We start from the raw sequence: 25951 nt of genomic DNA, 5'->3' as shown, positions 1-25951 counted from the left end.
GCCAGTGATTCCTATCACCGACCAACCGCGACTGCTGGTCCTGGACGGGCACTCGATGGCCTTCCGGGCTTTCTTCGCCTTGCCGGCGGACAAGTTCTCTACGGCAAATGGGCAGCACACCAACGCCATCCATGGATTCACGTCAATGCTCATCAACCTGATCAAGGAACAGAAGCCCACCCACGTGGCCGTAGCCTTTGACGTATCGGATGAGACCACCCACCGTAAGGCCGAGTACAGCGAGTACAAGGGCGGCCGCAATGAAACTCCCATGGAGATGAGCGGCCAGATCGACCTCATCGACAAGGTCATGCAGGCATGGGGCATCAAGACCATCAAAATGCCGGGCTATGAAGCTGACGATATTTTGGCAACACTCGCTGCAATGGGTGAAAAGGCCGGTTACGAGGTGCTCCTGGTGACGGGCGACCGTGACGCATTCCAACTCATCACCGACAACGTTTTTGTGCTCTACCCCAGGAAGGGCGTTAGCGATATTCCGCGGCTCGACACCGCTGCCATTCAGGAGAAGTACTTTGTGACGCCCCCGCAGTACTCGGACCTGGCCGCCTTGGTTGGGGAGTCCGCGGACAACCTTCCAGGCATTCCAGGAGTGGGCCCCAAGACGGCAGCCAAATGGATCAACCTCTACGGCGGGCTCGAAGGGGTCCTGGAAAACGCGGACGCCATCGGCGGCAAGGTTGGGGACGCGCTCCGGGAAAACGTGGAGGCCGTCAAACGGAACCGGCGGCTGAACAGGCTCCATACAGACCTTGATCTCCCGCTGACGCTGGACGATCTTGCGGAACCGCGCCCGGACGAGGCCGCTCTGGAGCAACTGTTCGACGACCTTGAATTCAAGACCATCCGCACCCGGCTTTTTGCGCTTTACAGCAGCGAAGAACTGGAATCCGCTGAGCGCGAGAGCATCGACACGCCTGACTTCACCACCCCGGCCGGTGCGACGGAGCTGAGCGCCTTCCTGGCGTCCGGGGCAGGCACGCGGTCCGCCGTCGCCGTCGACCTGGTGCCCGGCAGGATCGGCGAGGACGCAGCAGCCCTGGCCATCGTCCGTGATGACGCCGCCGTCTACATCGACCTCGCGTCCCAGGACGCTGAAGCCGAAAACGTCCTCGCGGAATGGCTCCGGGACGCGCAAGCCCCGAAGGTCATGCACGGCTACAAGGCTGCGTTAAAGGCCCTGTCCAGCCGTGGCCTGGGCTTGGAAGGGGTGGTGGATGACACGTCGATTTCCGGCTATCTCATCCAGCCGGACCGCCGCACCTATGAGCTCTCCGAACTGGCCCAGCATCACCTCAACATCAGCATCTCGCCCGAGACCGCCAAGGCGGGCCAGCTTGAGCTGTCCTTCGACGGCGACGACGCCGCCGCGTCGGGTGCCCTCGTCCAAGCGGCCGCGGTGGTCCAGGCTCTGAGCCGTCATTTCGAATCAGAACTGAAAGAGCGTAAGGCCGAGGACCTGCTGACCACCCTGGAGCTGCCCGTCAGCCGGGTCCTCGCCGACATGGAGCTGGCTGGCATTGCCATCGATATGCCGCGCCTCGAGGAGCAGCTGGCCGATCTCTCCAAAGTGATTGACAACGCCCAGGAGCTGGCGTTCGCAGCGATCGGGCACGAGGTGAATCTCGGGTCGCCGAAGCAGCTCCAGACTGTCCTGTTCGAGGAACTCCAGCTGCCGAAGACCAAGAAGATCAAGTCCGGTTACACCACGGACGCGGCCTCGCTGAAGAACCTGCTGGAGAAGACGGGGCACGAGTTCCTGGTTCAGCTCATGGCCCACCGCGAGTCCTCGAAGCTACGCCAGATGCTGGAATCACTCAAGAAGTCCGTCACGGACGACGGCAGGATCCATACCACCTACGCGCAAAACGTTGCAGCTACGGGCCGGATCTCGTCAAACAACCCCAACCTGCAGAACATCCCCATCCGCAGCGAGGAAGGCCGGCGGGTCCGTGGCATCTTCGTGGTCAGCGACGGCTATGATTGCCTGCTCTCCGCCGATTATTCGCAGATCGAGATGCGAATCATGGCGCACCTCTCGGGCGATGCTGGCCTCATTCAGGCCTATAAGGAAGGTGAAGACCTGCACCGGTTTGTTGGCTCCAACATCTTCCATGTCCCTACCGAAGAAGTCACCAGTGCCATGCGTTCAAAGGTCAAGGCCATGTCTTACGGCCTGGCCTACGGGTTGACGTCCTTCGGGCTCTCCAAACAGCTGGAGATTTCCGTCGATGAGGCACGGACGCTGATGAAGGATTACTTCGACCGGTTCGGCGCCGTGCGCGACTATCTTCGGGGCGTCGTGGACCAGGCAAGGGTCGACGGCTATACAGCAACCATCGAAGGACGGCGCCGCTACCTGCCGGACCTGACCAGCACGGACCGCCAGCTTCGCGAGAATGCGGAGCGCATCGCACTGAACTCGCCTATCCAGGGATCGGCAGCGGACATCATCAAGCGGGCCATGCTTGGCGTGCATTCCGAACTCGAGGCGCAGGGGCTCAAGTCACGAATGCTGTTGCAGGTCCATGATGAGCTCGTCCTGGAGGTAGCAAATGGCGAACGGGCTGCGGTGGAGAAGCTTGTGACAGAGCAAATGGGTGCAGCAGCCCAGCTGACCGTTCCCTTGGACGTGCAGATCGGCGTGGGCTCGAGCTGGTACGAAGCCGGGCACTGAGACAACAACCAGCAGCAGGCATTTGAGATGGCCGGCGCGCGTCGATCGTGCGCCGGCCAGTAGACCTAACTTGGGGAGAATCACGTGGGAGAGAAGTATGAAGTAAGGCGTTTCCGGGTTGCCGAAAAGGACTCGCCCGACTATTCAAGAAGCACGGACTGGATGCGGGCAGTCGAGGATGGTTTTTACGACAACCGCCGCAGCGCGGAGTTCGTGGACAAGATCTTTTCCATGTACCGGTCCGACGACCGCGAGTTGACGGGTGTTTACCAGACCGGTTCCGTTCTGCCCCATTCCCTGGCAGCTGATATCCCGGTGGCAACATTCGGGAGCCTCCTCAAGACGCTGAACACCGGCTATGGAAGGCAACTGGACACACGACTGGTTACCGCGGTCACCGTCCGGGGAACCCACCGCCGCCGAGGGCTCTTGCGCCAGATGATGACGGAGGACCTGGCTTCAGCCAAGACACAGGGGCAGGTCATGGCCGCGCTGACGGCCTCCGAAGGGTCCATCTACCGGCGCTTTGGATACGGGGTGGCCACATTCGAGCGCAGCATCAAAGTGGACACCGGCCCCCGGTTCCAATTGCGCCACGAGCCTGCAGGAACAGTGGAGATCGCGGACCGAAAGGTGCTGCTGGAGGTTGCACCCAGGGTGTTCGCCCAATCTCATCAAGCCACGCCGGGATCGATAATGCGTCAAGAGTCTTACCGCCAGAGGGTCTCGGGCGCCTTCGGTCAGGACGGTTCGGAAGACCAGGGCATCAGGTGCGCTCTCCATTACAACTCCGACGGCGAGGTTGACGGCTACGTCTCGTACAAGTTTGCGGGCTGGGAGGCAAAGCCCTACACCGTGAACATTGTCGATCTGGTAGCGGGTTCCGATGCCGCCTACCTGGATCTGTGGAAATTCCTGGGCGCCATCGATCTGGTCGAGCGCATCAGCTGGGAGGAAGCCCCGGTGGATGATCCCCTGGGCTGGGCACTTGAGGATCCGCGCTGCATTGAGTCTTCGGACCACAGGGACATGCTCTGGCTTCGCATCCTCGACGTCGCGGGTGCGCTGACGGCCCGCCGCTACTCGGCTGACGGCACGCTCGTTTTCGAAGTCTCTGACACCTTGGGTTTCGCCTCCGGCACCTACCGTCTGGAGGTTCGGGATGGAGAAGCCAGCCTCACTAACGCCGGGGAGGACCAGTCACCGGAGCTCACCCTGGATGTTGCCGAACTTGGTTCCATCTATCTGGGGGCCGTTTGCCCGGTAACGCTGACTGCCGCCGGAAGAATCACGGAGAAAATCCCCGGGGCGGCACTAAAGGCCCGGCAAATGTTTGCTGTCGAGCGCTCGACGCACTGCATGACGCACTTCTAAAGCCGGTACCTGCCGTACGCCCCTGGGAGCGATTCCGTTGGATCGCCGCGGGTGCCGCCGAGCGGGGAGTCCGGGCCTGATCCGTGCTGCACGCTTTGACCCTGCTTGGCGGGTACGACTAGAATAAACGGGCGTGTACTACGTGCACGTATCTAGAATCCACAAAATCAGGATGACCCGGCAGTTCCGCGTGTTCTGCCGTCTTCCAGCTATGCGTTCCATAACGCGTGCCTGGCGGTTTGCCTGACCGACTAACTATCCACAACGGAGCCCCTACTACATGACCATCACCTCCACCGAGAAGCCCGGTACCCCCGTAGTCGCAATTAACGACATCGGTACCGCTGAGGACTTCCTCGCAGCAGTCGACGCCACCATCAAGTACTTCAACGACGGAGACCTCGTCGAAGGTACCGTCGTCAAGGTCGACCGCGACGAAGTTCTGCTCGACATCGGTTACAAGACCGAAGGTGTCATCCCCTCCCGCGAGCTTTCCATCAAGCACGATGTTGATCCCGGAGACGTCGTCTCCGTCGGCGATCAGGTCGAAGCCCTGGTGCTCACCAAGGAAGACAAAGAAGGCCGCCTGATTCTCTCCAAGAAGCGTGCTCAGTACGAGCGCGCCTGGGGCGACATCGAGAAGGTCAAGGAAGAAGACGGTGTCGTCACCGGTACCGTCATCGAGGTTGTCAAGGGTGGTCTTATCCTCGACATCGGTCTGCGCGGCTTCCTGCCGGCGTCCCTCGTCGAGATGCGCCGTGTGCGCGACCTTGCTCCGTACATCGGTCAGCAGATCGAAGCCAAGATCATCGAGCTGGACAAGAACCGCAACAACGTTGTGCTTTCCCGCCGTGCATGGCTCGAGCAGACCCAGTCCGAGGTCCGCTCCACGTTCCTCAACAAGCTGGAAAAGGGCCAGGTCCGTCCCGGCGTCGTTTCCTCCATCGTCAACTTCGGTGCATTCGTGGATCTTGGCGGCGTAGACGGCCTCGTTCACGTTTCCGAGCTGTCCTGGAAGCACATCGACCACCCGTCCGAGGTTGTCGAAGTTGGCCAGGAAGTCACCGTCGAGGTTCTCGAGGTCGACCTGGACCGCGAGCGTGTTTCCCTGTCGCTCAAGGCTACGCAGGAAGACCCGTGGCAGACCTTCGCCCGCACCCACGCCCTTGGGCAGGTTGTGCCGGGTAAGGTCACCAAGCTGGTTCCGTTCGGTGCGTTCGTTCGCGTCGAAGACGGCATCGAGGGTCTGGTTCACATCTCCGAGCTTGCAGTCCGCCACGTTGAACTGGCTGAGCAGGTTGTCTCCGTTGGCGACGAGCTGTTCGTCAAGGTCATCGACATCGACCTCGAGCGCCGCCGCATCTCCCTCTCCCTCAAGCAGGCTAACGAGGGCGTGGACGCCGAGAGCACCGAATTCGATCCGGCTCTCTACGGCATGGCCGCTGAGTACGACGAAGAGGGCAACTACAAGTACCCGGAGGGCTTCGACCCGGAGTCCAACGAGTGGCTTGAAGGCTACGAGAACCAGCGCGCAGCCTGGGAGCAGCAGTACGCTGATGCCCAGACCCGCTGGGAAGCACACAAGAAGCAGGTTGCCCAGCACGCTGCCGACGACGCTGCTGCCGCAACGTCCGGTGAAAGTGACTCAGGCACCACGAGCTACTCCTCCGAGCCGGCTGCCGCCGAGAACAACAACAACGCCGGCACCCTTGCTTCGGATGAGGCTCTCGCAGCACTGCGCGAGAAGCTCACGGGCAACTAGTCTGTCCCGCTGGCCGGCACACGATAGTGAGCTGATCCAGTAACGAAAGGTGGCCGTCCCCATTGGGGGCGGCCACCTTTCGTTAAACCCTTGGAGTTTCGGATCAGACGGTCTGGCCCGAATGCTTTCCTTCGGCAATCTCCTCCAGGAGCTTGTGGTTGAAGGCCGGCAGGTCATCAGGAGTCCTGCTCGTCACGAGGCCGTTGTCGACCACCACTTCTTCATCCATCCACTCCGCGCCTGCGTTCAACAGGTCCGTTTGCAGGCTGCGGTACGAGGTGAGGTTACGCCCGCGGACCACTCCGGCGTCGATCAGCAGCCACGGCCCATGGCAGATCGCTGCCGCTGGCTTGTGCTGTTCGAAAAAGTTCCGGGCAAAAGCCTGCGCATCCTTGTCCATTCGGAGGTGATCGGCGTTGATCACGCCGCCAGGAAGGACAAGGGCATCAAAATCCGACGCCTCCGCCTCCGCCACAGTGGTGTCGACGTCGAACGTGTCACCTTTCTCCGTCCCCTGGAACCCCTGCACGGAGCCGCTTTTGGGAGCAACGAGGGTGGGAATGCCACCGGCTTCCTTGACCGCGTTCCAGGGACTGGTGAGTTCGATCTGCTCCACACCGTCCGTCAGCAGGAACGCCACTTTCTTTCCGGAAATGTTGTGCGTTGACATGTTTCTCCTCCAGATGGGTGAGGGTAATGCCTTACTCGACCAACATTATTCAGGGCGAAAATAACAAGCAAGCTGATGATTTGTAGTCATCCATCGACCCACTCCGTGCCGGAGCGAACGAGTGTGGCTGCGCCGGAGGTGAGTGTAGCCAGGCGGTCTGCTGCTTCGGAAACCGTTCGGGGATCATCCTTCAACGCCAGCGTCAGAACAGCCGCGGAGGCCTCATAGCGGGTCGGTGCGAGGAGATAGCCGGCGGTGCGGAGTTCATTTTCCAATCGGCCGGCTTGGGCATGAGCAACGGTAACGCTGCAGAGCCTCAGCCTTTGGCGCTGCACCAGCGGAGCGTTGTCCAAGGCTGATGAGACCGAGTCAGAATAGGCGCGGACCAATCCGCCCGTCCCCAGGAGGATGCCCCCGAAATACCGGACGACGACGGCGGTTACGTCGCTGAGGTCTGTACCGCCTGGTGCGGTCTCCCGTTTCAGCAATGCCTCCAGCATAGGGATGCCGGCGGATCCGGAGGGCTCGCCGTCGTCATTGGATCGCTGGATGGTGCGATCGGCACCCAGCACGAAGGCCGAGCAGTGGTGCCGGGCATCGTGAAACTCTTTTCGGAGTTCTGCAACAAGGGTGCGGGCAGCGTCCTCACTGTCCGTGCGCCGAAGAACAGTGATGAACCGTGAGTGGCGGATTTCGAGTTCCGAGCGGAAATCACGTCCTTGCGGCAGTGTTGCGTAGGCCGTTGCCCTGCTTTCCACTGGATCAGCGTCGTTCAGCACTGCATCAGTTTAGTCTGGTGGAGTGCTGAAGATTGGATTGACGGGCGGAATCGCCTCCGGGAAGTCACTGGTGGCAACACGATTGCGGGAACTCGGAGCGGTTGTCATTGACGCCGATGCGCTGGCCCGTGAAGTGGTTGAACCCGGAACCCAGGGCCTGGCCCGGGTGGTGGAGGCGTTCGGCCCCGGCATGCTGGGGGAGGAGGGCCGGCTTGACAGGGCACGGCTGGCCGCCGTCGTCTTCGGCGATCCGCAAAAGTTGGCAGTGTTGAACGGCATCGTTCATCCCCTTGTCCGGGAAGAGGCCGCCGCGATGGCAACCGCAGCGCCCCACGGGGCGGTTGTGGTTCAGGACATCCCCCTCCTCGTCGAGAGTGGCCAGGGGCCGGGTTTCCATCTGGTGATAGTTGTCGATGCTCCGGATGATGTGCGCGTCAGCCGCATGATGGAGTACCGCCAGATGACCGAGCGGGAAGCAGTGGCCCGGATGGCGGCCCAGGCATCCAGGGGAGTCCGGCTGGCCGCAGCAGACGTCGTATTGGACAACTCCGGCCCCCCTGAGGCGCTCCTGCAGCAGGTGGACCGCTTGTGGGGGGAAAGGCTTGTTCCCTTCGCAAAGAACCTGGTGCAAGGACTTAGGGCTCCGCGCAGGGGCGGACCAGTCCTCGTGGCGCCCCACCCGGACTGGAGCAGGCAGGCTACCCTGCTGATGGACCGCATCAAGGCAGCGGCACCCGATGATGTTGTAGCCCTGGACCACATCGGTTCCACTGCCATCCCTGGCCTGGAAGCGAAGGACGTCATCGATCTTCAACTCGCGGTGGAAGACCTGGAGACTGCCGACCGAATTTCTCCAGTGCTTGCGGCCGCTGGTTTTCCGCCTTTTCCCGATGTCCTTGCGGACCATCCCCGGCCTTCCTCCCCGCATCCGTCCGAGTGGCGGAAAAGACTCCACGGCAACGCTGATCCGGGACGGGATGTTAACCTGCACATTCGTGCCGTCGGCTCGCCAGGATGGCGGTACGCACTGTGCTTCCGAGACTGGCTCACAGCTGACGCGGCAGCACTGGAGGCCTACCGCGCCGAGAAGCGGAGGGTAGCAGCCCTCCATGCGAACGACACGTCCACGGTTGGCTATGCGGTGGACAAGGAAGCCTGGTTCACGGAGGTCGCAGACCCCGGGATGGAGCGGTGGGTTAAACGCACCGGCTGGAGGCCGCCGTCGTACGCTTCAAGCGTGAACACCTAGATTGCGGACAGCGGCTGTCCTAGGGCGTACTTCCCATGTCCGTGGCCGGCGGTAGATTAGATTCATGAGTCTTGCGCAGGAAATCAACCGTGTCGTGGCCCCTTTCGAGGTCATCAGTGAATTCAAGCCAGCCGGTGATCAGCCGGCAGCGATTGCTGAACTGACGGAGCGCATCAGGAACGGCGAGAAGGACGTTGTGCTGCTCGGCGCGACGGGTACCGGCAAGAGCGCCACCACGGCGTGGCTGATCGAACAGGTACAGCGGCCCACCCTGGTGATGGTGCAGAACAAGACGCTCGCGGCCCAGCTCGCCAACGAATTCCGCGAACTGCTGCCGAACAATGCGGTGGAGTATTTCGTCTCCTACTACGACTACTACCAGCCCGAGGCCTATGTGGCGCAGACGGACACCTTCATCGAGAAGGACTCTTCGATCAACGAGGAAGTTGAACGGCTCCGGCACTCCGCCACCAACGCCCTGCTGACCCGTCGGGACGTGATCGTTGTGGCCACGGTTTCCTGCATCTACGGCCTGGGCACCCCTGAGGAATACATCGCCGGGATGGTGACGCTCCGCAGAGGTGCCGAAATGAACCGCGACGACCTCCTCCGGAAGTTCGTTTCCATGCAGTACGCGCGCAACGACATGGACTTCCACCGCGGCACGTTCCGGGTCCGGGGCGATACCGTGGAGATCATTCCGATGTACGAGGAACTGGCCATCCGGATAGAATTTTTTGGCGATGAGATCGAGGCCGTTCACACCCTGCATCCGCTGACCGGAGAGGTGATCCGGGACGAAGAGGAAATGTATGTCTTCCCTGCCTCGCACTATGTTGCGGGCCCTGAGCGAATGGCCCGGGCAATCAAGCGGATCGAAGACGAACTCGCGGAACGGCTGCAGTTACTGGAGAGCCAGAACAAGCTGGTGGAGGCTCAACGGCTTCGCATGCGCACCACTTATGATCTTGAAATGATGCAGCAGATGGGCTTCTGCAACGGCATCGAGAACTACTCCGCTCACATTGACGGCCGCGCCCGCGGGACCGCTCCCCATTGCCTGCTTGACTACTTCCCCGATGACTTCCTGCTGGTTATCGATGAATCCCACGTCACGGTGCCCCAGATCGGCGCGATGTACGAGGGCGATATGTCGCGCAAGAGGAACCTGGTGGACTTCGGATTCAGGTTGCCGTCGGCTATGGACAACCGACCCCTGAAATGGGACGAATTCCTCGAACGTGTCGGCCAGACGGTCTACCTGTCCGCCACTCCCGGTAAGTACGAACTCGGGAAGGCCGACGGCTACGTGCAGCAGATCATCCGCCCCACCGGCCTGATCGATCCGGAAGTTATCGTCAAGCCGACCAAGGGCCAGATCGACGATCTCCTCGGCGAAATCAATACCCGGGTGGAGAAGAACGAAAGGGTGCTGGTCACCACCTTGACCAAACGGATGGCCGAGGACCTCACCGACTACCTGCTGGGTCATGGCGTCAAGGTCCAGTACCTTCACTCGGACGTCGACACCCTCCGGCGTGTCGAGCTCTTGCGGGAGTTGCGGATGGGCAGTTTCGACGTCCTGGTGGGCATCAATCTCCTGCGCGAAGGCCTGGACCTGCCCGAGGTGTCCTTGGTGAGCATCCTGGACGCGGACAAGGAAGGCTTCCTTCGCTCCGCCACCTCGCTCATCCAGACGATTGGCCGCGCGGCCCGTAACGTTTCCGGTCAGGTCCACATGTACGCGGATCGCATCACCGATTCCATGGCGAAGGCAATCGACGAAACGAACCGGCGCCGGGAAATCCAGGTGGCCTACAACACAGAACAAGGCATCGATCCTCAGCCTCTGCGCAAGAAGATCGCGGACATTACCGACCAGCTTGCCAAGGAAGACGCCGACACCCAGGAACTGTTGAACAACAACCGCCTGGCGAAGGGGGCCAAGCGTGGAAAGCCTTCCGGCAAAGGTCCTGCCGTTGTCAGGACGGACGGATTGGCTGCTGCTCCGGCTGAGGATCTTGTCGGTTTGATCGAGCAGCTGACTGAGCAGATGCATGCGGCGGCGGCTGAATTGCAGTTCGAACTGGCAGCACGCATCCGCGACGAAGTAGGGGACCTGAAGAAGGAACTGCGCCAGATGCAGGCCGCCGGACACGCCTAGCGACGCTCCTCAACACCCGCCCAGGTAACGTTTAGGTCACGTACGTTGCCCAAAGATCACGTCCGGGTGACGGGCACGCGGAGCGGTAGGGTAAAGTTGTTCTGACGTAGGGGAGTATCCCAAGCGCTACGAACGTCAACACGCAAGGCACAGACGCCTTGCCGGGTGTAGCGGGCGGCCATTCAGCACCAAGTGCGCGGTCAGCCGGAGAGACTTACACCGTTTTTTTGTACCCTGCGAAAGGTAGCACCCGTGCCCACACTTCCCGTCTGGTTTGAGATCGGTTCCTTCATCGTCCTCGGTGTCATCCTGCTTTTCGACCTGCTGCTGGTGGTCAAGCGGCCGCATGAACCCTCGATGAAGGAAGCCGGCCTCTGGGTCACCTTCTACGTCGCGTTGGCCCTCGTTTTCGCCGGATGCATGTTCGCGTTTGCGGGCCCGGAATTCGGCGGCCAGTTCGTGGCAGGTTGGGTAACGGAATACAGCCTCAGTATCGATAACCTCTTCGTCTTCATCATCATCATGGCCCGCTTCTCTGTACCTCGGAAGTACCAGCAGGAAGTCCTCATGGTGGGCATCATCATCGCCCTTATCCTGCGAGGCATCTTCATCCTCCTCGGCGCCATCGTGATCGAACAGTTCAGCTGGGTGTTCTACATCTTCGGCGCATTCCTGCTGTGGACCGCCTGGAAGCAGGCCACGGACAACGGTGAAGATGAGGAAGAGACGGAGAACCCGCTCATCGCCCGGATCCGCAAGGTGCTCCCCATGTCCGAGAAGTTCGACGGCGGCAAGCTCCGTACCGTAGTTGACGGCAAGAAGGTCTTCACGCCGATGCTCATCGTGTTCGTGACCATCGGCATGACGGACCTGCTGTTCGCAGTAGACTCCATCCCCGCTATCTTCGGCCTGACCCAGAGCGCGTTTATCGTCTTCACGGCCAACATCTTCGCCCTGATGGGACTCCGGCAGCTCTACTTCCTGCTCGGCGGGCTGATGAACAGGCTCATCTACCTCAAGCACGCGCTCTCGGTAATCCTGGCATTCATTGGCGTCAAGCTTATTCTCCACGCTATGCACGTCAACGAACTTCCGTTCATCAACGGCGGCCACCACATCGAATGGGCACCCGAGATCCCCACGTACGTCTCCCTCGCAGTGATCGTGGGCACCATCGTGGTTGCGGTCATCGCCAGCCTGGTCAGCTCCAAGGCAACCAAGGCAAAGCTGGATGCCCGCCTCGAGGAAGACTCCCGGAAAAGCCTGAGCGACGTCGACTAGGGGCCACGCGCCACAGCACTGAAACTCAACGCCAACCCCGGCCACTCTCGTGGCCGGGGTTGTTTGTTTTCAACGGGCGTGCCGATTGCACGCCGGGCGCCCTGTCAGGTTGTACCCCCGCGGTCTATGCTCTGAGAATGGCTACCTCCTCCAAGGCCGAACCGAGCGTCATACAGGTACAGCGCCGCACCGTCTGGATCCTCGGATCGGCACAACTTCTTAGCGCAATTGTCACCGGAGCCACGGTGTCTATAGGCTCCCTGCTTGCAGTGGACCTGTCCGGGTCAAACGCCTGGGCAGGATCTGTCGCAACTGTAATGACCCTCGCCGCTGCGCTGGCGGCCTTACCGCTGGCGTCACTCGCCGACCACCGGGGACGGCGGATCGGTCTCGTCTCGGGGCTTGCCACTGCCCTGGCAGGAACCCTGCTGATGGTGCTCTCCGTGGTGACCGGGATTTTCCTGCTGCTGATCCTCGGTGCTGCCGGCGTGGGAGTGGGCGCAGCCTCAAACCTTCAGGCCAGATTCGCCGCCGTCGACCTTGCGGACTCCGAACACCGCGGCCGGGCCCTCTCAGCCGTTGTCTGGGCCATAACCATCGGGGCCGTTGCCGGGCCCAACCTGATCCAGCCAGGGGCAGTTGTCGGCCAGGCACTGGGTTTGCCGCCTATTGCGGGGCCATTTGTTATTTCGGCCGCAGGGCTCCTTCTTGCCGCCATCCTGCTGCTGGTGGGGCTCCGTCCGGACCCGCTGCTCCTTGCCCGGCAATTGGCCGAGGCCGACACTGTCCAAACGGTGGGCACTGCACAGCCTGCCGCTCCGCCTTCCGCCGGGCAACGGACACCGGGGACTGCCAAGCGCGGTTCACTGGCCAGGGGGCTGCGTGCGGTGCGCAGCTCACCGGCCGCAATCCTTGCCCTGGCCGCTGTAGTGGGTGCTCATGCGGTGATGGTAGGGGTGATGTCCATGACGCCCCTGCACCTGCAGGACCTGGTGGCCGGACCGGGCGTCTCCCATACGGATCATTCAGCCGGCGGGGATGTCCTGGTGATCATCGGCATCACAATCTCCCTGCACATCGCAGGCATGTTTGCTCTGTCGCCTGTTATGGGGTGGCTGACCGATAAGGCCGGGCGGATCCAAACCATCGCCTTGGGCTATCTGACCCTTGTGGCAGCCGTAGTGGTTTCGGGGCTCGGGCATGCCTCCACAACGTCAGTCGCCATCGGATTGGTCCTTCTGGGGCTCGGCTGGTCCGCTGCAAGCATCGCAGGATCAACCCTGCTGGCCGAGAGTGTCAGCCCGGGGGAGCGGATCGTCGTGCAAGGGACGTCCGACATGCTCATGGGCATGGCCGGCGCCGTGGGCGGAGCTTTCTCAGGCCTGGTCCTGAGCTGGGTGGGGTATCAGGGACTCAACATGGTTGGTGGGCTGGTGGCCGCGGCCGTGCTTGCCGCCGCCGTTGCCAGAATCCTCGCCGAGCGGACAAGGATTCAGGGCGGCAGCAAGGTCGCCTCAGGGTAGGAATCCCAGCCTGCCATATACCCGGCGGAAACAGCCCGGCCGAAATCTTCCCGGTGGATCAGGTGCGGATGGCTGACAAAGCGGCGGGCCGAACAGACCGGACCATGCCGAGGAGTCGGCCGAAGATCGCTTCGCCGTCGTCGGCAATGCCATCGTGGTGGAAATCCGGGGATTCCCAGACCTGAAGTCCACGCACCGCTGCCGCCGTTTCCAACGAAAGCTCCCTGTCCACATAGATGTCCTCCGTGTACACGGCGGCAGCGACAGGTATGGCGTTGGCCGCCAGACGGACGGGATCATACAGCGGCTTCCAGTCGCTTTTCCGGGCCAGGAGCTCCGCCACAGTACGCAGCGGCACCAACGACTGGTCCTGCTCGAAATACCACGGATACACCATTTCCCCGGTGAGGAGGACAGGCTCGGCATCAGGCAGGAACTCCGGAAATTCCTTAAGGACGCGCCAGGCGGCCCAGTCCGTTGCCTCACCCTGCCCATAAATCGACTCATGCATCAGGGCGTACAGAGGCCCTGAAGCCCTCGAAACCAGGGAATACACCTGCTCCAGAAAAGTATCGGACAAACGGTCGCCATCAGGCGTGGGCGAAAACGCATCTTCCAAAAGATGGTGGAGCGCATCAATCCGGGTATTGCCGCCAAGGAAGGAGCCCACCATCTGGAGACGTTCCACGCTGAGGCGTTCCCCACTCGGGAGCCTCTCATCCACACGTGCCAGATGCCGTGCGATACGTTGCAGCACCTCACGGTCCTCGGGGTACCGGTTGAAATACTCGGCATTCCGGGCGGCTACCCGCGGGAACGTTGCCCGGTAGACGCGTTCAGCCGGGCCGGACAAGGGCGGAAGCCCTCCAGTGATGAGAACCTCGCGCAGACCGGCAGATGCCTGGGAGAGGTAGGTCAGCGCGCAGAAGCCGCCGTAACTCTGCCCATAAACAGTCCAGGGACCTGAACCGAGGGCAAGCCGGATTGCTTCGGCATCCGCCACGATGGAATCCGCCCTGAAATGCGTCAGGTACTCAGCCTGGTCCTGGGCATTTCCGCGCAGCGGCAGAGTTTTCCGGTCAATCGGGGAGGAGAGCCCTGTTCCCCTCTGATCCAGCATCAGGATGCGGAAGTCCCTGGCTGCGGCTTTGCTCCACCCGCCCAGCGAGGTGAATCGGTTGCCGCGGCCCCCCGGCCCGCCCTGGAAGTAGACCAGCCAGGGCAACTCCGCGGCAGCTTCCGGACTGTGGTCTGACGAGACATATTCCCTTGCAAACACGGTAATCGTTTCGCCGTTATTGCCGTTGCGACAGTGGTCGAGCGGAAGCTCAAAAAAGTGCTCGGTGGTCCGCATGCCACGGAATTCGTGCCGCGCCTTGATCAGGTGCGGGACAGTGGGCGCGGGCTTAGCCACCGACCCTGGCTTCCTGCCGGGCAAAGGCTTCCAAAGCACTGCCCGTGAGCCGGAATGTGGACCATCCGTCCATGGGCACGGCCCCGAGTTTCCGATAAAAGTTGATGGAGGGCTCATTCCAGTCGAGCACGCTCCATTCCACGCGTGCGTAGCCGCGTTCGACGGCGGTATCAGCCAGGTACTGCAGCAGCGCCTTGCCGTGACCCTCGCCCCGTGAGTCCGGGGTGACGTACAGATCCTCAAGGTAGATGCCGTGGACCCCCTCCCACGTGGAGTAGTTCAGGAACCAGACAGCGAACCCCTGCACATCGCCGGCCTCGTTTTCAGCCATCGTGGCGAACACGCTCGGCTGCTCGCAGAAGAGCGCCGCAGTGAGCATCTCCGGAGTGTTCCGGACGGCGTCGGGTTCTTTTTCATAAATGGCCAGGTCGTGGATCATTTGCAGGATGGCGGGAACGTCGCTTGCCGTGGCGGGCCTGATTACACTCATTATCCGAGCATACTAGGGCGATCAGAGCCTGTTGACGTCCGTCACCCGGACAACAGCTGTCCCCGTTTCGTCCGAAGCAGCGAGGTCCACTTCGGCCGAAATACCCCAGTCGTGGTTCCCGGCGGGATCGTCAAAGATCTGCCTGACCTTCCAGACCCCCGGTTCCTCGGTGATGATGAGGAGTCCAGGGCCGCGGGCGTCCGGGCCGGTTCCGATGTCGTCGTGTTCGTCGAAGTAGTCGTCCAGGACATCCTCCCAACGCTCGGCGTCCCAGCCGGTGCCGGCGTCGAGCTCCCCAAGGGCGCTGGCGGCCTCATCCGCGAATAGCTCCACCCGGCGGAACATCTCGTTCCGGACCATAACCCGGAAGGCCCGGATGTTCGAGGTCAAGGACGGAGGCGGAGGCGGGGGAGCGTCGTGAGGAGTGGGCGCGGCGCCGGAGGTGAGCTCCTCCCATTCGTCCAACAGGCTGGAGTCCACCTGGCGGACCAGCTCACCGAGCCAGGCGATGAGATCCTCCAGGTCCTCCCTCAACGCATCCTGCGGCACTGTCTGGCGCAGCGCCTTGTAACCGTCTGCGAGGTAGCGGAGCACAATGCCCTCGGAACGGGCCAGCCCGTAGAACTGGACGAATTCACCGAAGTTCATGGCGCGTTCATACATGTCCCGCACCACCGACTTGGGTGCGAGTTCGAAATCGCCAACCCACGGTGCCGCCTTGCGATAAACGTCGAAGGCCTCGCCCAGGATCTCCGCAAGAGGCTGCGGGTAGCTCACGTCCTCCAGCATGGCCATGCGCTGGTCGTAGTCAATGCCGTCAGCCTTCATGGCGGCCACGGCTTCGCCGCGTGCCTTCTTCTGCTGGGCGGACAGGATCTGGCGGGGCTTCTCCAGTGTCGCTTCGATGACGGACACCACGTCAAGGGCGTACGACGGCGACTCCGGGTCAAGCAGTTCAAGGGCTGCGAGGGCGAACGGGGAGAGCGGCTGGTTCAGGGCAAAGTTGGCCTGCAGGTGCACTGTGAGCCGGACACTCCTGCCGTCCGGACCCTGTTCGTGTTCAGGGATGCGTTCCACCACACCCGCGGCCAGCAGCTCCCGGTAAATACCGAGGGCCTTCTTCATGAGCTGCAGCTGGGACGACCTCGGCTCGTGATTTTCCGTCAGGAGGCGCCGGGTTGCTGTGAAGGGATCGCCGGGCCGTTCCATCAGGTTCATCAGCATCGCATGGGTCACGGCGAAACTTGACGTCAGTGGATCAGGAACAGATTCGACAAGGCGCTTGTAGGTGGGTTCACCCCAGGAGACGAATCCTTCCGGCGGTTTCCGTTTAACAACCTGCCGGAGCTTCTTCTGGTCATCCCCGAACTTCGCTGTTGCCTTGGCCATGGCTTTGATGTTCTCGGTGACATGTTCGGGTGCCTGGACGACTACCGTGCCGGCCGTGTCGTAACCTGCCCTGCCCGCCCTGCCCGCTATCTGATGGAACTCGCGGGAGTTGAGCAGGCGGGTGCGGACGCCGTCGTACTTGCTGAGCGCGGTCAGGAGCACCGTGCGGATGGGGACGTTGATTCCGACTCCCAAGGTGTCGGTGCCGCAGATGACTTTCAACAGTCCGGCCTGCGCAAGCTGCTCAACAAGGCGCCGGTACTTCGGAAGCATGCCGGCATGATGTACGCCGATCCCGTGCCGCACCAGGCGGTTGAGCGTTTTTCCGAAACCTGCAGCAAAACGGAAGTTCGCGATCAGCTCGGCAATCTTGTCCTTTTCGTCCCTTGTACAGACGTTAATGCTCATGAGGTTCTGCGCCCGGTCAATCGCTTCCAACTGGCTGAAATGGACCACGTAGACGGGCACCTGCTTGGTGGAAAGCAGCTCTTCCAGCGTCTCGTGAACAGGGGTCTGCTGGTAGTAGTAGTGCAGCGGAATGGGACGTTCAGCGGAACTGACGGTCGTCGTCGGGCGCCCAGTCAGTTCCGTCAGGCAGTCCTCAAAGCGACTGACATCACCCAGGGTTGCAGACATCAGCAGGAACCGGGCCTGGGGCAGCTCCAGGAGCGGAACCTGCCACGCCCACCCGCGTTGAGGGTCGGAGTAAAAGTGGAACTCGTCCATGATGACGGCACCCAGATCTGCTGACGCACCCTCCCGCAAGGCGATATTCGCGAGGATTTCTGCTGTACAGCAGATGATGGGGGCGTCCTGGTTCACACCCGAGTCCCCGGTGATCATGCCAACATTCTCTGCCCCGAAAATCTCGCAGAGTGCGAAGAACTTTTCCGAAACCAGGGCCTTGATCGGTGCCGTGTAGTAGCTCCGTTCGCCCCGCGCCATGGACTGGAAGTGGGCGGCGATCGCAACGAGGGATTTTCCGGATCCGGTTGGCGTGGCCAGGATGACGTTGGCGCCGGCCGCAAGCTCCATGATGGCTTCATCCTGGGCCTCATAGAGGGCCAGGCCGCGGCTTTCCGTCCAGTCCACAAAGCGGCTGTACAGCACGTCTGCATCCGGACCTGCTCCTGTGGAAGTAAGTGCGGAGGGGACGGGAAGCTGATCAACGAGTTTCATTGCCTTCCAGCTTAGTGCCCGCTGCTACGCTCGCTGGGACGGAACAATTGGGGAGCGAGGCACTTATGAAGTGGGATCCGGCGAGATACGTGCAATTCGGCGACTACCGCAACAGGCCGTTCTTTGATCTGGTAGGACGCATCCGGGCCGGGAAACCTCGACTGGTGGTGGATCTGGGGTGCGGGCCGGGCAACCTTACGGCAACCCTCGCTGAACGCTGGCCCAAGGCGGAAGTGATCGGGCTGGATTCCTCCGTAGAAATGCTGCGCCATGCCACAGCCGACACCGTGCTGCCCAACCTCACCTTCAGTCTGGGCGGGATCGCGGAATGGGTGCCGTCTTCCGGGACGGACGTTGTGGTTACCAATGCCGCTCTCCAGTGGGTGCCCGGTCACGTGGGACTTTTGAAGAAGTGGCTGGATGCCCTTGAACCCGGGGCGTGGTTTGCCCTGCAGGTCCCGGGCAATTTCAACGCCCCGTCCCATACCCTGATGCGCGAACTTGCCGAATCGGCGGACTGGGCTGACAGGCTCTCGGGGATTCTGCGCCACAACGACGCCGTGGGAGAACCGGATGAATACCTCGAGGTGATGCTCGACGCCGGCTGTGAGGCTGACGCTTGGGAAACCACCTATTACCAGGTGCTTCAGGGGGAAAATGCCGTCCTGGAATGGGTTCGGGGTACCGGGCTCAGGCCCGTGCTGGCGGCGCTGCCGCCCACTGAGGCGCTGGAGTTTGAGGCCGAATACTCCGCTTTGCTTGACAAGGCGTATCCCATTACCGGCCACGGAACGGTGCTCCCGTTCCGAAGGATCTTCGCGGTTGCGCACAAGCCCGCCTGAGTTTCCTGGCCAGGGGGCCGGACGTTTCTCTTCAGAGGGCAGGGATACCGGCTTGTTCAGGCAGAAGGACGCTGGTCTAATTCTCATCATGGAGATACCACTGTGACTGCCGCCGAAGCGTTCCCCGGAACGTGGAAACCCAACCACAGCAGCTCGGTGCCGCTCTTCGAGCAACTACGGCTGAACGTCATTGAGCGGGCCGATGCAGGGAAGCTCGCGCCCGGAACGAAACTTCCGGCGGTGCGGAACCTTGCCGCGGAGCTGGGAGTCGCGCCGCATACCGTGGCAAGGGCGTACAAGGAACTTGAGGCCGCAGGTGTGGTGGCGACGCGCGGCAGGAACGGCACAGTGGTGTGTGCACGCGATGACGCCTGGAGCTCCCTGTCCGAGGCTGCCGCCGAGTATGCGTCAAGGGCAAAAGCCCAGGGGGCGAGCTTTGCTGCCGCCGTGCAGTTGCTGGCTGCAGCCTACGATGCGGAATAATGACAGGTCATGGAAATTCGAAGAAGTTTTCGATTAGCATTAGTGGGTGCCTAAAGCCGTAGCTGAAGATCCAGCCGTTGATGTCCACTCTGCCGTCGCGCCGCTCACCCATGCCACGCCGCTCCGTCCGGACCTGTCGCGCCTCATAGTCAAGGGCGCCCGGGAACACAATCTGCAGAACGTGGACCTGGATCTGCCCAGGGACGCGATGATCGTTTTCACCGGCCTCTCGGGCTCGGGAAAATCCTCGCTGGCCTTTGACACCATTTTCGCCGAAGGGCAGCGGCGGTATGTCGAGTCGCTCTCCGCGTACGCCCGCCAGTTCCTGGGCCAGGTAGACAAGCCGGATGTTGACTTCATTGAGGGCCTGTCTCCCGCCGTCTCCATCGATCAGAAGTCAACGAGCAAAAACCCCCGGTCAACGGTGGGCACCATTACAGAAATCTACGACTACATGCGCTTGTTGTGGGCCAGGGTGGGCCGTCCGTATTGCCCCACCTGCGGCGAGCCTGTTACAAAGCAGACTCCCCAGCAGATCGTGGACCAGTTGCTCGAACTGGGGGAGGGCACGCGGTTCCAGGTGTTGGCTCCGGTAGTCCGTGGTCGCAAAGGCGAGTTCGTTGAACTCTTCAAAGAGCTCACAGCGAAAGGCTATTCACGCGCACGTGTTGATGGCGAGCTCGTGCAGCTGAGTGATCCGCCAAAGCTCGGGAAGCAGTTCAAGCACACCATCGAAGTCGTCGTTGACCGGCTCGTGGTCAAGGAAGGCATCAGCCAGCGCCTCACTGATTCCATCGAAACGGCCCTGGGGCTCGCTGAAGGCAGGGTCCTGGCCGAATTTGTGGACCTTGATCCAAAGGATGACGGCCGGCTTCGGGCCTTTTCCGAGCACCTAGCCTGCCCGAACGAACACCCGTTGGCCATCGACGAAATCGAGCCACGGTCGTTCTCCTTCAACAACCCCTTCGGGGCCTGTTCTGCGTGCAGCGGCATCGGGACCAAGCTTGAAGTCGATGAGGACCTGATCGTCCCGAACTCCGAGCTGTCACTGTCCCAGGGCGCCATCGCACCCTGGTCGCTCGGTACAGCCACCACGGAATACTGGAACCGGCTGCTTGAGGGCCTGTCCCACGAACTGGGCTTCTCCATGGACACGGCCTGGGAAGATCTCTCCTCCGAGGTACGGCAAACCGTCCTGCACGGCAAGGACCACAACGTCGTCGTGCAGTACCGCAACCGCTTTGGCCGCGAACGGAAATACAGCACAGGTTTTGAGGGAGCCATCCAGTACGTGCACCGCAAGCATGGCGAGACGGACTCCGACTGGGCCCGTGACCGCTACGAAGAGTACATGCGGCAGATCCCTTGCCCTGCCTGCAACGGCGCACGCCTCAACCCTGCATCGCTGTCCGTGCTCATTAATGGCAAGTCCATTGCTGACGTCGCAGCCCTGCCTATGCGGGAATGTGCACACTTTCTCAACAACCTGGTTCTCACCGGCCGTGAAGCCCAAATCGCCCATCAGGTGCTGAAGGAAATCCAGGCCCGGCTGACATTCCTTCTCGACGTCGGCCTCGAATACCTCAACCTTGAACGGCCCTCTGCCACCCTGTCCGGCGGCGAGGCGCAGCGTATCCGTCTCGCCACTCAGATCGGCTCGGGCCTTGTGGGGGTACTTTACGTCCTTGATGAGCCCTCCATCGGGCTCCACCAGCGGGACAACCGCAGGCTCATCGAGACCCTCACCAGGCTCCGCGATCTTGGAAACACCCTGATCGTCGTTGAGCATGATGAGGACACCATTCAGGAAGCGGACTGGATAGTGGACATCGGGCCAGGCGCCGGCGAACACGGCGGCCAGGTGGTTCACTCCGGTTCATACACTGCCCTGCTGGAAAACAGGAAGTCGCTGACCGGTGACTACCTCTCCGGACGCAAATCCATCGACATTCCGAAGAAACGCCGGAAATACGACAAGAAGCGGGAACTGAAGGTCATCGGGGCCAAGGAAAACAACCTGGTGAACGTTGATGCAGCGTTCCCTCTCGGACTGATGACTGCGGTCACCGGAGTCAGCGGCTCAGGAAAGTCCACCCTGGTTAACGAAATCCTCTACAAGGTGCTGGCCAATAAACTCAATGGCGCCAAGCAGGTCGCCGGCAGGCACAAGAGCGTCCAGGGCCTTGAGCACCTCGACAAAGTTGTGCACGTGGACCAAAGCCCCATCGGCCGCACACCGCGTTCCAACCCCGCGACATACACGGGAGTGTTCGACAACATCCGCAAGCTGTTCGCCGAGACCACGGAAGCCAAGGTCCGGGGTTACATGCCCGGCCGGTTCTCCTTCAACGTCAAAGGCGGACGCTGCGAGGCGTGCTCCGGCGATGGAACGCTCAAGATCGAGATGAACTTCCTCCCGGACGTCTACGTGCCCTGCGAAGTTTGCCACGGAGCCCGCTACAACCGGGAAACGCTGGAAGTCCACTACAAGGGCAAGACCATCGCGGACGTACTGAACATGTCCATCGAAGAGGGCGCTGAGTTCTTTGCAGCCTTCTCGCCTATTGCCAGGCATCTGAACACCCTGGTGGACGTCGGCCTCGGCTATGTCCGCCTGGGGCAGCCGGCAACCACGCTGTCCGGCGGCGAGGCCCAGCGTGTCAAGCTGGCCGCAGAGCTCCAGAAAAGGTCAAACGGCCGCAGTGTCTATGTCCTTGATGAGCCCACCACCGGACTCCACTTCGAGGACATCCGTAAGCTCCTCCTGGTGCTCCAGGGCCTCGTGGATAAAGGCAACACGGTGATTACCATCGAGCACAACCTCGATGTCATCAAGAGTGCCGACTGGATTGTGGACCTTGGCCCCGACGGCGGTTCCGGCGGCGGGCAGGTCATCGCCACGGGCACTCCGGAGCAGGTTGCACGGTCGAAGGACAGTTACACCGCCACCTTCCTGGCCGAGATACTCGGGTAACGCCCCGGGGTGCTCAGCCAGCGGCTCTTCGGCATGGGGCAGAGCTGAGATATATTCCGTACGTGGAATGCGAGTTTCAGGCTCGTGCGGAGTCGTGAGAAACTAAGCCGGTGACCCATTCAACAGTGCCTGTAATCTTCGACCTGGACGGCACTCTTGTCGATCCTGCCGGTGGTATCACCGACGGCATCGCCGCCGCTTTGACCGAGCTTAACCTTGAGGTTCCGGAACCGGACCAGCTCAAAGCGATGATCGGTCCGAAGCTGAGTGATTCTCTGTTGAACGTAGCCGGGGTTCCCGAAGGGCTGCTCCCGGAAGCCATCAGGCTGTATCGGGCGTATTACCTGGACCGTGGCATTGCGCAAGGCCGGCTGTATCCGGGCATCGGCGACTTGGTCGAAGCTTATGCTTCAGCAGGCAGGCCCATTGCTGTTGCCACCCAAAAGCCAGAGGGACTGGCGCGGATAGTGCTCGAGCATCACGGCATCGCTGAATTCTTCAAATCCACGAGGGGTTCGGCCGCAGACGAAACCCTTGAACACTCGGGTCCACGGGGAAAGAACGCAATTGTCGCCGCCGCACTGGCGGACCTCGGAACGCAATCAGCAGTAATGGTCGGTGACCGCGCCCAGGACGTGGCAGGCGCCCTGGCCAACGGACTGGACTGCATCGGCGTTGGATGGGGGTTCGCCCTGGATGGCGAACTGCAGGAGGCAGGCGCAATGGTCATCGTCGACGACTCGGCTGCGCTTGCCGCCACCATCCACAGACTGGACGAAGTCCGGACAGCCATTCTGAATGAGGTGCACAACGATGGCATTGTTTGATGCAATCCGGTGGACCACCCGAGGCCTCATTTCAGGGTCGTGCCGTCCCACAGTTATCGGGCTGGAAAACGTTCCGGCTGACGGCCCGTTTATTGTGGCACCCAATCACTTATCCTTCCTGGACAGTGTCATTGTCCAGGCGTTGATGCCCCGCCCTGTGGCCTTTTTTGCGAAGGCAGAATACTTTACAACCGGCGGCGTCAAGGGCCGGGTCATGAAGTCTTTCTTTGAAGCCGTCGGCTCCATCCCGGTGGAGCGTGGGGAACAGGCCGCGAGTGTCCAGGCGCTGAAGACGCTGTTGGACATCCTCGAATCCGGAAAAGGAATCGGAATCTACCCGGAGGGAACACGCTCCCGCGACGGCATTCTGTACCGGGGACGCACGGGAGTGGGCTGGTTGGCTTTGACCACGGGCGCTCCCGTTATTCCGGTAGGGCTGATCGGAACCCAACACCTTCAACCTGCCGGCCGCAACGCGGTCAAACCCCAGCACTTCACCATGAAGGTGGGGGAACCCCTGTACTTCGAAAAGACAGGTCCGGACCACTCACTTCCGGCCCGGCGGCAAGTCACCGATACCATCATGGACGCCATCGCCGCACTGAGCGGCCAGGAGCGGGCCTCCGGCTACAACCAAAGCAAGATCACCGACTGAGCGGACGGACCCGACGGGGCCCTCCAACCCTTAAGCCGTTGGCGTAGCAGCCTCTGGCGGACGTGCGGTTGACTTCGTTGTCGCGGCGTCTCAGTAGACTGGTTTAGTGGCAGATCCAGCAAGTTACCGTCCACAGACGGGCGAAATTCCGACCAATCCCGGCGTTTACCGGTTCCGGGACCCCAATGGGCGGATCATCTACGTCGGCAAGGCCAAGAATCTGCGTGCACGGTTGAATTCGTACTTCGCGAATCCCGGTGGCCTGCTTCCAAAGACCCATGCCATGGTGTTTGCGGCGAGCAGCGTCGAATGGACAGTGGTAGGCAGCGAACTGGAGTCCCTGCAGCTTGAATACACCTGGATCAAAGAGTTCAAGCCCCGGTTCAACGTGGTCCTCCGGGACGACAAAACGTATCCCTACCTCGCCGTCACCATGGGGGAAAAGTATCCGCGCGTTCAGGTCCTGAGGGGCGAGAGGCGAAAAGGGACCCGCTATTTCGGGCCCTACACCGCCGGAGCCATTCGCGAAACCATGGACACGCTGCTGCGGGTCTTTCCGGTGCGCAGCTGCAGCGCAGGCGTCCTGAAACGTGCCCAGGCCAGCGGGCGCCCTTGCCTGCTTGGCTACATCGATAAATGCGCGGCGCCCTGCGTAGGCCGGGTTACTCCGGAGGAACACCGGGCGCTGGCGGAGGATTTCTGCGCCTTTATGGGCGGCGAAGCCAAGAAGTTCATTTCACGGCTTGAAAAGGACATGGCTGCGGCAGTTGCAGAGCTGGATTACGAGCGTGCGGCCCGGCTGCGCGATGACATCATCGCCCTGAGGAAGGTCTTCGAGCGGAACGCCGTTGTCCTTGCGGAGGACACCAATGCCGACATTTTTGCACTCCATGAAGACGAACTCGAGGCCGCCGTCCAGGTGTTCCACATCCGCGGAGGACGTGTTCGTGGCCAGCGTGGCTGGGTGGTGGACAAGGTCGAGGATTCCACGACTCCTGACCTGGTAGAGCATCTGCTCCAACAGGTCTACGGCGAAGACGGCGAAAGCGAGGGGCGGATCCCCCGGGAGGTGCTCGTACCCGAAGCGCCAAGCAACAGCGAGGATCTGGCTTTGTGGCTGGGCGGACTTCGCGGGGCCAGAGTCGATATCCGGGTTCCCCAGCGCGGCGACAAGGCCGCCCTGATGTCAACCGTCAGGGAGAACGCAGAGCAGGCGCTCAAGCTGCATAAGTCCCGCCGTGCCGGGGACCTCACCAACCGTTCCCTGGCGTTGCAGGAACTGCAGGAAGCCCTGGATTTGCCAGTTGCCCTGCTCCGCATCGAGTGTTTTGACGTTTCCCACGTCCAGGGAACCAATGTTGTGGCCTCGATGGTGGTGGTGGAGGACGGACTGCCAAAAAAATCCGACTACCGCAAGTTCGCTGTTACCGGGCCGGCAGCTGCTGACGATACCGCGGCGATGCATGACGTCCTGACCCGCAGGTTCCGGCATTACCTCCAGGACAAAACGGCCCAGGTGGAAGCTGCTGAGCTACCCGGACACCAGGCCGCCGTCAATGCGATGGCTGAAGCAGCAGTGCTCGACACCACCACACCGGTGCCGCGGGCCAAATTCGCCTACCCTCCCAACCTGGTGGTGGTAGACGGCGGAAAGCCTCAAGTGAATGCCGCAGCGCGCGCCTTATCCGACCTTGGCATCGATGACGTCTACGTCGTCGGACTGGCGAAACGGCTGGAAGAAGTCTGGCTCCCGGACAGCGATTTCCCCGTGATTCTTCCCCGCACGTCGGAAGGCCTCTACCTGCTTCAGCGCATCCGCGACGAGGCACACCGGTTCGCAATTTCCTTCCATCGGCAGAAGCGTGGCAAGGCCATGACACTCTCCGCACTGGACAGTGTTCCCGGCTTGGGGGAGTCCAAGCGAAAGGCACTCCTGGCCGAGTTTGGTTCCGTCAAAAAGATCAAGGCGGCTACGGCGACGGAACTGACAGCTGCCAAGGGGATCGGTCCGTCGTTGGCGGAGGCAATAGTGACGCACTTTACCGGAGCGGACGGGGCCGGGGACGCCGTCGCGCCTGCAGTGAACATGACCACCGGGGAAATCCTCGAAACTTAGCCCGGCCACGGAATCTTGGCTAGGGTAAGGACGGGACAAACATACGTGCAGCTGCGCTTCACCCGCGCAGCAGAAATGGGGC

Annotated in this window: 18 protein-coding genes; 13 read left to right on the top strand and 5 right to left on the bottom strand. The window is 61.6% G+C overall.

Translation table 11 applies throughout. The annotated features are described in order from the left end of the window. Window positions 1–4: 4 nt before the first annotated feature. The 3 genes from polA (at window position 5) to rpsA (ending at window position 5834) form a co-directional block, all read left to right on the top strand. Window positions 5–2698 carry a DNA polymerase I gene (polA, locus tag MU551_RS13325; RefSeq protein ID WP_372489858.1) on the top strand — a complete coding sequence of 898 codons (2694 nt, stop codon included), beginning with the start codon at window positions 5–7 and terminating at the stop codon, window positions 2696–2698. An 84-nt stretch (window positions 2699–2782) separates the two neighbouring features. Beyond that, window positions 2783–4072, top strand: a complete 1290-nt coding sequence (locus tag MU551_RS13320) for a GNAT family N-acetyltransferase (RefSeq protein WP_247045305.1) — start codon at window positions 2783–2785, stop codon at window positions 4070–4072. A 280-nt stretch (window positions 4073–4352) separates the two neighbouring features. After that, window positions 4353–5834, top strand: coding sequence for a 30S ribosomal protein S1 (gene rpsA, locus MU551_RS13315; RefSeq protein WP_247045302.1), 1482 nt, complete (start codon window positions 4353–4355; stop codon window positions 5832–5834). 103 nt (window positions 5835–5937) lie between these two features. Here rpsA and MU551_RS13310 read toward each other — a convergent pair whose 3' ends face one another. Next, complete coding sequence (locus MU551_RS13310) at window positions 5938–6504, bottom strand: type 1 glutamine amidotransferase domain-containing protein (protein ID WP_247045300.1); 567 nt, start codon at window positions 6502–6504, stop codon at window positions 5938–5940. An 86-nt stretch (window positions 6505–6590) separates the two neighbouring features. Then, window positions 6591–7283 (bottom strand): YigZ family protein, encoded by a 693-nt coding sequence (locus tag MU551_RS13305; RefSeq protein WP_247045298.1) that lies wholly within the window; start codon window positions 7281–7283, stop codon window positions 6591–6593. Between the two features lie 22 nt (window positions 7284–7305). Here MU551_RS13305 and coaE point away from each other — a divergent pair, with 22 nt between their 5' ends. The 4 genes from coaE to MU551_RS13285 all read left to right on the top strand — a co-directional run bounded on the left by coaE (window position 7306) and on the right by MU551_RS13285 (window position 13500). Then, window positions 7306–8532 (top strand): dephospho-CoA kinase, encoded by a 1227-nt coding sequence (coaE, locus tag MU551_RS13300; RefSeq protein WP_247045296.1) that lies wholly within the window; start codon window positions 7306–7308, stop codon window positions 8530–8532. A gap of 64 nt (window positions 8533–8596) precedes the next feature. Further along, a complete protein-coding gene (uvrB, locus tag MU551_RS13295; RefSeq protein ID WP_247045294.1) occupies window positions 8597–10696 on the top strand; it encodes an excinuclease ABC subunit UvrB in 2100 nt (699 codons plus the stop codon). A gap of 252 nt (window positions 10697–10948) precedes the next feature. After that, the gene (locus MU551_RS13290) at window positions 10949–11977 is read left to right on the top strand and encodes a TerC family protein (protein ID WP_247045292.1); all 1029 of its coding nucleotides are present in this window, start codon (window positions 10949–10951) and stop codon (window positions 11975–11977) included. Between the two features lie 137 nt (window positions 11978–12114). Continuing rightward, entirely contained in the window at window positions 12115–13500 is a 1386-nt protein-coding gene (locus MU551_RS13285) for an MFS transporter (protein ID WP_247045290.1), read from the top strand. A 58-nt stretch (window positions 13501–13558) separates the two neighbouring features. Here MU551_RS13285 and MU551_RS13280 read toward each other — a convergent pair whose 3' ends face one another. Genes MU551_RS13280 through MU551_RS13270 form a run of 3 tightly spaced genes read right to left on the bottom strand, consistent with a single transcriptional unit; the run spans window position 13559 to window position 17972 of the window. Next, window positions 13559–14854 (bottom strand): alpha/beta fold hydrolase, encoded by a 1296-nt coding sequence (locus tag MU551_RS13280; RefSeq protein WP_247045573.1) that lies wholly within the window; start codon window positions 14852–14854, stop codon window positions 13559–13561. Window positions 14855–14906: 52 nt separating this feature from the next. After that, window positions 14907–15404, bottom strand: a complete 498-nt coding sequence (locus MU551_RS13275) for a GNAT family N-acetyltransferase (protein ID WP_247045288.1) — start codon at window positions 15402–15404, stop codon at window positions 14907–14909. A gap of 21 nt (window positions 15405–15425) precedes the next feature. Beyond that, window positions 15426–17972: a DEAD/DEAH box helicase gene (locus MU551_RS13270; RefSeq protein ID WP_247045286.1), complete on the bottom strand. Its 2547-nt coding sequence runs from the start codon at window positions 17970–17972 to the stop codon at window positions 15426–15428. Window positions 17973–18037: 65 nt separating this feature from the next. Between MU551_RS13270 and MU551_RS13265 the strand changes: the two genes are divergently transcribed. The 6 genes from MU551_RS13265 to uvrC all read left to right on the top strand — a co-directional run bounded on the left by MU551_RS13265 (window position 18038) and on the right by uvrC (window position 25869). Next, entirely contained in the window at window positions 18038–18814 is a 777-nt protein-coding gene (locus MU551_RS13265; protein WP_247045284.1) for a trans-aconitate 2-methyltransferase, read from the top strand. Between the two features lie 102 nt (window positions 18815–18916). After that, on the top strand, window positions 18917–19297 hold the full coding sequence (locus tag MU551_RS13260; protein WP_247045282.1) for a GntR family transcriptional regulator: 381 nt from the start codon (window positions 18917–18919) through the stop codon (window positions 19295–19297). Window positions 19298–19343: 46 nt separating this feature from the next. Continuing rightward, window positions 19344–22271, top strand: coding sequence for an excinuclease ABC subunit UvrA (gene uvrA, locus MU551_RS13255; RefSeq protein WP_247045280.1), 2928 nt, complete (start codon window positions 19344–19346; stop codon window positions 22269–22271). 110 nt (window positions 22272–22381) lie between these two features. Then, entirely contained in the window at window positions 22382–23098 is a 717-nt protein-coding gene (locus tag MU551_RS13250) for an HAD hydrolase-like protein (RefSeq protein ID WP_247045278.1), read from the top strand. Then, window positions 23085–23753, top strand: coding sequence for a lysophospholipid acyltransferase family protein (locus tag MU551_RS13245; RefSeq protein WP_247045276.1), 669 nt, complete (start codon window positions 23085–23087; stop codon window positions 23751–23753). Before MU551_RS13250 ends, MU551_RS13245 begins: the two co-directional genes overlap by 14 nt. Window positions 23754–23859: 106 nt before the next feature. After that, window positions 23860–25869: an excinuclease ABC subunit UvrC gene (uvrC, locus tag MU551_RS13240; protein WP_247045274.1), complete on the top strand. Its 2010-nt coding sequence runs from the start codon at window positions 23860–23862 to the stop codon at window positions 25867–25869. The last annotated feature ends 82 nt before the right edge of the window (window positions 25870–25951 follow it).

The sequence above is a fragment of the Arthrobacter rhizosphaerae genome, assembly GCF_023062595.1.
GTDB classification, from domain to species: Bacteria; Actinomycetota; Actinomycetes; order Actinomycetales; family Micrococcaceae; genus Arthrobacter; species Arthrobacter rhizosphaerae.
The sequence above is the reverse complement of the archived record's forward strand: the minus strand, read 5'-3'. Positions and strand labels throughout refer to the sequence as shown.